Raw genomic sequence first — 8,840 nt, 5'->3', positions numbered from 1 at the left:
ATAGTCTTGTGGATGCGCTGCGAAACGCGCCATACGAGCGAGAAGCGACGGTTCTCCGGGTCGAGCAGGATCGTGTCCGGAGAGACGCTCGCCTCCAACGACTTCTCATTGCCTTTGAACAAGGTGATCGGCAGCGCCGTTGAGGGCAGCCGGAAGCTCACACGTCCCTCAGGTGTCAGGTTCACCAGCACCACCTCCTCGCCACCGCGCGGCAGGTCGATCTGCTGGTCCGGCGGCGCCATCTGGAAATAGCGCTCGTCGAAATCCTCAGGCAAGAACGGGAAGACGTTGTCAATCCAGTTCTGGTCATACGTTCCGCCGAACTCGATGCGGCCGGGCCAGCCGCGGCCCATCGGTCCGAAACTCATCGGCTTGTAGTCGCCGAAGGGCGAGCGGATTTCCTCGTTGACAGCTTGCGTGTTCGGTAGCCGCAGGCCTGGGATGAGACGCTGGTTCTTGGTACGCGACCAGCCGGTGCCGACCGGGTTGTATTTGTAGCTGGCGGGAAGGGTGTCCTCAGGGTCTAGCCGGTCGACACCGCCCCAGGCGACATCGTAGGAAATCGGCAACTTCAGGAAGGGCTGCGGCGCGGTCGCGGTGAACACCGGGCCGATTGCGCGCCATTCGCGGTGACCGACGACCTCGAACAGCTTCGACCAGTTGCCGACCTTGATGCCGACCGGCACGCGCTCCGCCGGGCGTCCACCCGGTGCATAGGCGCAGCCATTGGCAATCACATCGCAGCGCGGCTTGCGGAAGGCGAAGTCCGTCTCCCACAGCGTCGCCGAATAGCCAGGCACCCCGGTCTGGGTATCAGCCATGACCAGCGGAACCTGCTCTGCCGACTTCTGCACCAGCCCGCCCGGTTTCGACGGAAAGTCGAACGTGCCTTTCACCACCACGACCAGCCATTCATGGCCGGCCTTGTCCATACCCATGGTGAATTGGTGCGGATAGCCCATCTGGTTCCAGATCTGCATCAGCTCGTCTCCCAACTCGCGGCGAAGATCCGCTCCAGCGCCGGCTGCGGCGCCTGCGGATCGACGTCGAAAATATCCGTGCGCGCGGTCCACATGACGAGGTCGTCTATGACATCGCCATCCTCGTCGATGGGCGGCGCGGGCAGGGCGGCCAGCGCCGAATCCAATTCATCTGGCGTCAGTTCACCCCGTTGCGCGGCAAGCGCCGCATTCTCGACGCCTTCGAACCACGCATCGGCATAGGCCAGCTTGAGAGGCGCCTCGGCAAGCCGCGCGACGATGCTCAGCGGGAACTGCCGCCCCACCCGGTCGGCGCTCTGCACGACGATACCCATCGATGCGCCGAAGGAGGCCGGGCCGGCCACGAAGCGCAAGGCGGTATCCGTCGGCCAGGCTTCGAGCCCGAACAGCGGCACGACATGCTGCGCCAGCCAGCGGTCCCAGACGCGCACGAAATCCGCCGGCAGCCGCCGCGTCACGAAATCCCCTGTCGCCGGTATCTTGCCGTAGAAGCCGGGTATATTCATATCTGCGGCGGACATGTGAACTTCTTGAACATCTCGAGCGTGTACGGGTTCTCGACGCTGGCCGCCTTGAGCTCGAAATCGGCATACATGCCTTTCGTGCCGAGCCGCAGGCTGTAGACGTCGGTGAGCTTGGTTCCATTGAACTTGCCGCCGCGCAGCATCCTCAGCCATGCCCAACTGCCGGTCTCGTTGAGCATCACCTCGGGCGAGCCGTCGACCGGCTGGAAGGCGAGCGAGATCACGCCGGTCCCGTCCTTGCCCGGCCAGGTCATCGGCTGCGGCCTTGTCGCGTTGTTGTAGTAGACGAGGTTTTGGCCATCGAGGTTGAGCGTCACGCGCGCCACGTTGGGCGACAGGTCCTTCGGCTCCAGCGTGAAGTTCATGACCGGGCCGGTGCCGCCGGGAAACAGGTCGTCGCGGATGTGCCTTGCCTGTTCGAACGCCGCCAGCGCCGCGGGATCGAGGCCGAAATCCGCCCGCCATTTCCAGGGCTCGCTGGCGGTGTCGACATAGTTGATCAGATGATCGTTGATGAAGGCGTCTATCAGCCCGGTCGGCCCGAACAGGCGCTGGAAATCGCGCACGTTGACGTCGACCGCGCTGTCGGGACTGAAGGGATAGCGGTTGTTGAGCGCGGCCTGGCAGAAGGGCAGGATGTCCGCGCGCCAGATGGCGTTGAGCTCGTTGGTGACGGCCTTTTGCGAGAGGCCGCTTGTATCGCCGGCAATCCCGCCCAGCCAGTCATTGATCGGGGAGGGCAGGATCTGCGCCTGTCTCGCGACCGCGCCCGTCAGTTCGGCGAGGCCGCCCTGCTTCTTGATGGCGTCCTGCGGGTTGGGATTGGCGGTCACTGTCTGCAAGACGTTGGACAGCGCCGTCAGCGCCACCACGGCCGCGTCGAGCGCCGGCGGCTGGCCATCGACCTCTGCGATCGTGCCCTTGAGCGGCTTGAAGTGCGCGGCCACCAGGCTGCCGGTCATGTCGACCTGATCGGCCGAGCCCGCGCGGGGCAGTAATTTCGCTCCCGTCTTCACCACCTTGCCCAGCTTGCCGAGCTTGCTCAAGAGCTTAGAGCCGGTCTTCGCGGCGCCGCCCTTGTCGTCGGCCGGCGCTTCGTCGGACCGGGTCAGGTCAGTCTCCTGGACGACTGCCTTCAGCAGCCGCTTCAACGCGGAATCGGCGCTCGAAAGATCCTTGAGATTTTCGCTGGCGACGTTGAGGTCGCTCAGTGGGGCCAGCCGCATGTCGCGCAGGAAACTGTCCCACTGCGCGATATAATCGTCGTAATAGAGCTTCAGAATGTCCTCGGAGAGCGCCGAGACCGAGGTTTCGGAGTTCTCCGAACAGCCGCCGGCGAACACCGCCCGATCGAGCGCCGCTTGCGCCGCCACATCCTCGACCCGGTCGAGAACGGCGTCATGGAAGCCGGCATAGGTGAAGGCTCCGGCAACGCCGACGCGCAGCGTCTTGTCGGAGCGGCGCGCGAACACCTTGGCGCCGTTCGGTCCGGCAAAATTGGCGGGCACCCATTCCTTGACGGCCGCCACTTCGGGGTCGGCGAGAAGCTGCTTATAGGCGCGCTCCGGCAGCGAGATCGTGCACACCGTTTTCAGCGCCTCGGCCACCAGTTCCTTGTCCGGGGCGATATAGCTGTCGTCGACCGCCATGCGCCGGATCGCGGCAAGCTGATGCTCTTCGGCGTCCGCCGTGGGGAAGGGCGGGGCAGGCGCGAATTCCGGCAGGCTGTTCGCCCACCAGTTCTGGGCGAAGTCGGGGTCCATCTGCGACAGGCCCGTCATCATGCGATAGGTCTTGAGCGCCCCGAGCATGAAATCCGGGTCGCGGATCTGCCGCCACATCGTGGCCTCGAGGAGCGCCACCATATGTGGCTCGAGCACGTTGCGCAGCGCATGGTCGTAAGTGTCGGTCTGGGCGCGCACGAGCTCCGCCGAGGCGGTCGGGCCAAGCAGGTTGTGGGGTGCGTCCGGCGGCGCGGTGCGGGCCGTTGCGATCGCATCCATCGCGGCCAGCGCTCCATCCATCGTCGGCTGCTCCACGGATGCCGGCGCGGCGGAAACGTCGGTCAGCGGCGCCTGCAGCGCCTCGAACTGGCCGGCCTGCTCGGTGATCGCATTGCGGTTGTCGAGATAGGACCAGGTGAACAGTCCGCCGGCGAGCAGGGCCACGAGCGCGCAGGCAGTGGCCGCGCCGCGCCAGATCCAGGCGCGGCGGCGCTGCGCCAGCGGATCGAACGTGCCGAGGCCGGCTTCCTTGAAGATGACTTCGGTCAAAAGATTCCGCAGGAAGAAGCTGCGCTTCTCGACGCGTGGCGAAAGCATGGCGCGGCGTGGCGGCAGCCCGAAGGAGGAGGACAACGCCGCGGTCAGCCGGTCGATGGGCGCGCCTTCCTGGGTCGCCGATGTCAGGTAGAGGCCGCGCAGCCAGGCGGCTTCCTCGTAACGGCTTTCGCCGAACATCGCCTCGATCAGCACCTGGATCGGCTCGGAAAGGCTGGCGAGCTGAGCCGGAAAACGGAAGATCTCGGCGCGCGCGCCAAGCTTGTCCTCGTCCTCCAGGCGCGGCACCAGCCGCCGCTCCAGCTCAGTGGCGAGCGCGGCGAGCTCGTTTTCTATTGCCTTGGCGTCGACGCGCGCGTCGAGGGGGAAGGTCGTTCCCCAGACCTGCTCGCGCGCGGCGGTCGACAAGCCGCCGAAGAAGGCTTCGAACCCCTTGATCAGGTCGGCCTTGGTCAGCATCAGATAGACGGGAAGGCGGATTTCGAGACGGTCGTTCAGCTCCGCCAGCCGGCGGCGGATCTTGCGGCCATGCGCCTTGATGGCTTCGTCGCCTTCCGAGAGCGCATCGATCGACAGCGTGACGATGACGCCATTGAGCGCGCGACGGCCCCGATGCTTCTTCAGAAGATCGAGGAAGCCAAGCCATTCGGTGGCGTCGACATCGGGCTGGCTTTCCTGCTGCACGTAGCGGCCGGCGGTGTCGATCAGCACCGCGGTCTCCGAGAAGAACCAGTCGCAGTTACGTGTGCCGCCGACGCCCTGCAGGTCATCGGTCAGGTCGATCGGGAAGTTGAGCCCGGACTGGCGCAACGCCGTCGTCTTGCCGGTGGCCGGCGGACCGACGATCACATACCACGGCATCTCGCGCAGGAACTTGCGGCCGCCGAGCTTGCGCCGCTTGAGCTCGGCCATGACCTCGCCGAACTTGGCGCCGACCGCGGCGACGCTCTCCTCGCCGGGGGTGAGCTGCTTTTCCTGCACGGGTGCCGCGATCTCGGCAACGAACATGCGGTTGGCGCGGATCGCGCGGCGCTGGGCGACGATCACCCAGATCAGCCAAAGGATGATCAGTCCGGCGATGATGGCGATGCGCACATTGTCGGATTCGAACGGTGCATAGGGGCCGACCTGAACGATCGGGCCGAACACCCAGATCAGCAGCGACAACAGCGCGATGCCGATCAGCGTCCAAAGGAAGCGCGAGGTCAGAACGGCCCAGAGGAAGCGCAGGATGAACATCACAGCCTCTTCTCAACCAGCACCTCGACGCGCCGGTTGAGCGCCCGGCCCTCGCGCGTCGAATTGTCGGCCACCGGATCGGTCTCCGCGCGGCCTTCGGAATGGATGCGCTCCTGCGGCACGCCGGCCTGCACCAGAAGGGTGGCGATGGTTTCGGCGCGCGCTTCCGAGAGCCGCTGGTTGGTCGAAAGCGGATTCGACCTTTGCAGGCGCACATTGTCGGTATGGCCGACGACGGTGATGTTTCCGATCAGCTCCTGATTGGCGAGGATCACCTTGGCGATCGACTCGACCAGCGGCTCGTAGCCTTGTGTGAGCGTTGGCCGCGACGACTGGAACAGCTCGGGGTTGGAAGACTGGATGACCAGCTTGGCCAGTGACACGCTCTCCGTGCCGCTCAGCGCTCCCTTGAGGCTGTCCGGCGCCTCGGCCTTGAATTCCGGCAGCAACGCGAAATCGACCGGCTGCGGCGGCTCGGGTTCGGGAGCGTCGGGTTTGGGCGCAGCGCGCGCGACATCCGCGCGCTGCGGCGGCGGCAGCGCGTGGACCAGAGCGGAGAGCTCGACGGCCTGGCTGCTCAGCCCCATCGAAAGGCCGATATGGGTTGCGGCGGCAATGACCACGGCCGCCAGCGCCATCACCCAGATCGGCACGATGAAGCGCTGCGGCTCGTCGGAGGCGGTCACGCCTTTCCAATGCGGCGACAGCGGCGCGTCTTCGGCGTCGGCGTTGCGCAGGAAGCGCGCCGCCGCGACGCGGACGGCGTTGAGCGAGCGGTCGCCGGCGCGGCCGGGCACGCGATATTTGCCGCGGAAGCCGAGCGCCAGGCAGTAATATTGCAGCTCCAGCATTTCGCGGTCGCGGTTCGGATGCCGCTCCAGTTCGTCGAGACGCGAGAAGAACTGCGTGCCGGCGTCGACGTCGCCGCGCAGCATGACCACCAGCGGCTGGCGCGGCCATGCGCTGGCGCCGCCCCAGGGCGTGTTGAGCGCAAGATCGTCGAGCAGCGCCGCCACCGCCCAGGCGGCCTGGTCGGCCCGCTCCAGTGAGGATCCCGCCGCCATCGCGGCATCGCGCGCCCGGACCAATTCGTCGAGCAGGCGCGTGCGCAGCACCTCCGGGTTCTCGGGCGCCAGCGCGCTTTCAAGCTCCGGCGCGAATTCGAGCAGCGGCGCGAATGTATTGATCAGCGTATTGGGGTGCGCACGCGCCCGCTTCACCGGCGCGCCCGGCGTGAGCGGCGCCATTGGCCGCGGCGACGCGCCGGTCAGCCTGATGCGCGTGCGCTCGCGATCCTCCGACAGTCCGAAGGGATCATCCCGGCTCATGGCCTCACCTGTTCACCGAATAGCAGTCGACCTGCGGCTCGCTCGGCAGGACACCGGAAACGCCGATGACGAAACCGGGGGCGTCGAGCAGCGAAGCCCAATGCTCGCTCTTCTGATCCAGTTCCAGGCACAGCCGGTCGCCGTCATAGGGGATCTCGCGCGGCTGCGAATGCAGCGGCTTCAGCGGAATGCCGGGCAGGCGCGACTTCCACAACCCCTCGAACTGGTCGGCCGACCCCACGGTTGCCTGGTTGACGAAGATCTTGCGCAGCGCGTCCTCCGACAACTCGGAGCCGACGCGGATGACGATGCGGCTGGCGACCAGAAGCTTCGGATTGTCGATGCGCACCTTCCAGACATTGGTCGCGTGCCGCATGACCGGCAGCGCGCGCGATTTCGGCTCGATGTAGCGCAGGCTCAGGATCAGCGAGCGCAAGGCGTCGGCAAGCGCCATATAGGCCGGCCCGGGCGCCATGTGATCGTAGGCAGGCAACTCGCCGAGCCGGCGCGCGCTGGAACCGTAGGTCGCCATTTCGCCGGCCAGCCCGGCAAGCTCGAGATAAAGCTCGGCCGGATGGAAGACGTCCTGCGTCAGCATGTGCGCGAGCCGCGGCCGCGCCGCATTGGCGAGATGCAGCATCAGGAGGTCCTCGACGCTGCGGCCGGGGCCGCCCATCACCATCTTGCCGTGGGCCTCGGCGATCTGGTCGAGGCCGGTGACGACTTCCTGCAGCAATTGCCGGTACCAGGCGACCGCGCCGGTGATCAACGTCGGCGGCAGGAAGCTCTCGTCGAGCGAAACGCCGCCGTCGGCGCGAACACCCTTGATGTCGGCGATCGGCAGCGCGGTGTAGCCGCCGACCGATTTGCCGGGTGCGAGCAGCACTGCCTGCGGCCGCGCGATCTCGATCTCTTCAGGGTCGGAGCCGCCCTGGACGGCATCGCGCACCGAAACGATCTTGCCGTGATAGCGCGCGCCGGTCGACGCCGCGTGCGCCGGGTCGAAACCGACGCCGCCGGGCGGCTCGAGCGGCAGGGCGACCAGCACCGGCCCGGCGCCGGTGTCGGCCGTCACCGGCAGCGGCTTCGGCGCGTCCATCAGCTCCGGGATGGAAAAGGGCGTGCCGTCCGGGAAAATGCCCCGGGCGGACACGATCGAGATCTGGCCTGCCTCGAGCAGCGACTGATCGAACGTCAGTTGCTGGAAGCCGAACGTGTGGAGCTGGCCGGCCTGCAATGTGCCGCGCACCATCGCCTCGAAGAACCGGTCCTGCTGCTGGAAGTGCTGGGTCCTCAAGAAGAGCCCCTCGGACCACAGCACCCTGTTTGCGTCGCTCATGCTGCTGCTCTCTGCACTGCTGCCTGTTGTCTGGCCGTCAGGCGGAAATACCGCCGCTGCCGAGGCTGACATTGATGGTGAATTTCGACCCCGGTGACACGGACTTGGTCGTACGCCAGTTCCTGCCGCCAGGCTCGCGGATCAGCGCGACGAAGCCGAGCGCCGTCGCGTTCGGCTCGACCGTGATGGTCTTGGCCGCGGTCTTTCCCGGCGCGACGGAGATTGAGTCGGAGCCGATGAGATCGGCGCCGAGCGCCGAGCCCGCGTCGCCCTGCAGCGCGAAATAGTCGGCCGAATTGAACTTTCCGGTGCTGGCGAGCCGCATCACCAGCACGGTCACCGGCCTGTCGCCGCCGCCCGGTCCCGGATTCATGCCGGCGCCACCGCTCACATTGACCGAGATAACCGATGGTTTCGGCGGGCCGCTCTGGCAAGCCGCAAGCAGCCCCGTCGCGCCGAGGGCAACGATGAATTCGCGTCTGTCGATCATGTCCTACTCCTCTTCGTAAGCATCCCTGAAGTCCGCGCCGATTTCGCCCAGAAAGCTCGATTCCGCGCTCTGGGCGATGTCGCGATGGCGTTTCTGGTAAAGCTCCCACAGCTTGGCGTTGCGCCCGCCCGAAAGCAGATTGCCGATCGCGGAATTGGATTTCAGCTCTTCCTCGATCGCCGCCGGATCGAAGCGGTCGATCATGCGCCGCAGCGCCGCCTGCACGCCCCGCCAGGCCCGCACATGGTGCTGCGCGAGGTCGCGCACCGCATCGGAGATCGCCGCCTCGCCGGAGAGAAAGCCCGGGCTGCGCTCCGAGATGATGGTGACGATGACATCCTCGGCCGTCGGCAGGAATTTGAGCGGGTTGACCTCGGAAGCTCCGACCATCGTCTGGGCGACACGCGCGCTTCCCTTCTCCTCGGCGCGCTTGCGCAGGAGCTGCATCAGCCCTTCCAGCATCAGCCGGTATTCGCGGCCGAACTTCTCCATTTCGACGACCGGATCGCGGCCGGGGAAATCGGCTTCCTCGACACCCATGCCGCGCAGGAACGCGGCACGAAGCGCCATCTCCGTAGCGGGTGCCGCGTGCGCCGGACGGGGCGGTTTGGGAGCAGGGGCGGGGCGCGGCGGCGGAGGA

Annotated in this window: 7 protein-coding genes; all 7 read right to left on the bottom strand. The window is 66.6% G+C overall.

Annotated elements, in window-relative coordinates; all coding sequences use genetic code 11:
- Positions 1 to 980, bottom strand: a 980-nt coding sequence (locus tag EOA38_RS19545; RefSeq protein WP_127299993.1) for a DUF2169 domain-containing protein, incomplete at its 3' end; no start/stop codon positions are given.
- Positions 980 to 1,522 (bottom strand): type VI secretion system-associated protein TagF, encoded by a 543-nt coding sequence (gene tagF / locus EOA38_RS19540; protein WP_127299992.1) that lies wholly within the window; start codon positions 1,520 to 1,522, stop codon positions 980 to 982. The genes EOA38_RS19545 and tagF, both read right to left, overlap by 1 nt.
- Positions 1,504 to 5,043, bottom strand: a complete 3,540-nt coding sequence (gene tssM / locus EOA38_RS19535) for a type VI secretion system membrane subunit TssM (RefSeq protein WP_127299991.1) — start codon at positions 5,041 to 5,043, stop codon at positions 1,504 to 1,506. The genes tagF and tssM overlap by 19 nt, the downstream gene beginning before the upstream one ends.
- Complete coding sequence (gene tssL, locus EOA38_RS19530) at positions 5,043 to 6,371, bottom strand: type VI secretion system protein TssL, long form (RefSeq protein ID WP_127299990.1); 1,329 nt, start codon at positions 6,369 to 6,371, stop codon at positions 5,043 to 5,045. Before tssL ends, tssM begins: the two co-directional genes overlap by 1 nt.
- A gap of 4 nt (positions 6,372 to 6,375) precedes the next feature.
- Positions 6,376 to 7,710: a type VI secretion system baseplate subunit TssK gene (gene tssK / locus EOA38_RS19525; RefSeq protein ID WP_127299989.1), complete on the bottom strand. Its 1,335-nt coding sequence runs from the start codon at positions 7,708 to 7,710 to the stop codon at positions 6,376 to 6,378.
- A 37-nt stretch (positions 7,711 to 7,747) separates the two neighbouring features.
- Positions 7,748 to 8,200 carry a type VI secretion system lipoprotein TssJ gene (gene tssJ / locus EOA38_RS19520; protein WP_126095510.1) on the bottom strand — a complete coding sequence of 151 codons (453 nt, stop codon included), beginning with the start codon at positions 8,198 to 8,200 and terminating at the stop codon, positions 7,748 to 7,750.
- Positions 8,201 to 8,203: 3 nt separating this feature from the next.
- The coding region (gene tagH / locus EOA38_RS19515) for a type VI secretion system-associated FHA domain protein TagH (protein WP_189434751.1) at positions 8,204 to 8,840 on the bottom strand (637 nt) is incomplete at its 5' end.

The organism is Mesorhizobium sp. M1E.F.Ca.ET.041.01.1.1 (genome assembly GCF_003997355.1).
In the GTDB taxonomy this organism is placed as follows: domain Bacteria; phylum Pseudomonadota; class Alphaproteobacteria; order Rhizobiales; family Rhizobiaceae; genus Mesorhizobium.
This window is presented reverse-complemented; position numbering and strand designations above follow the sequence as displayed.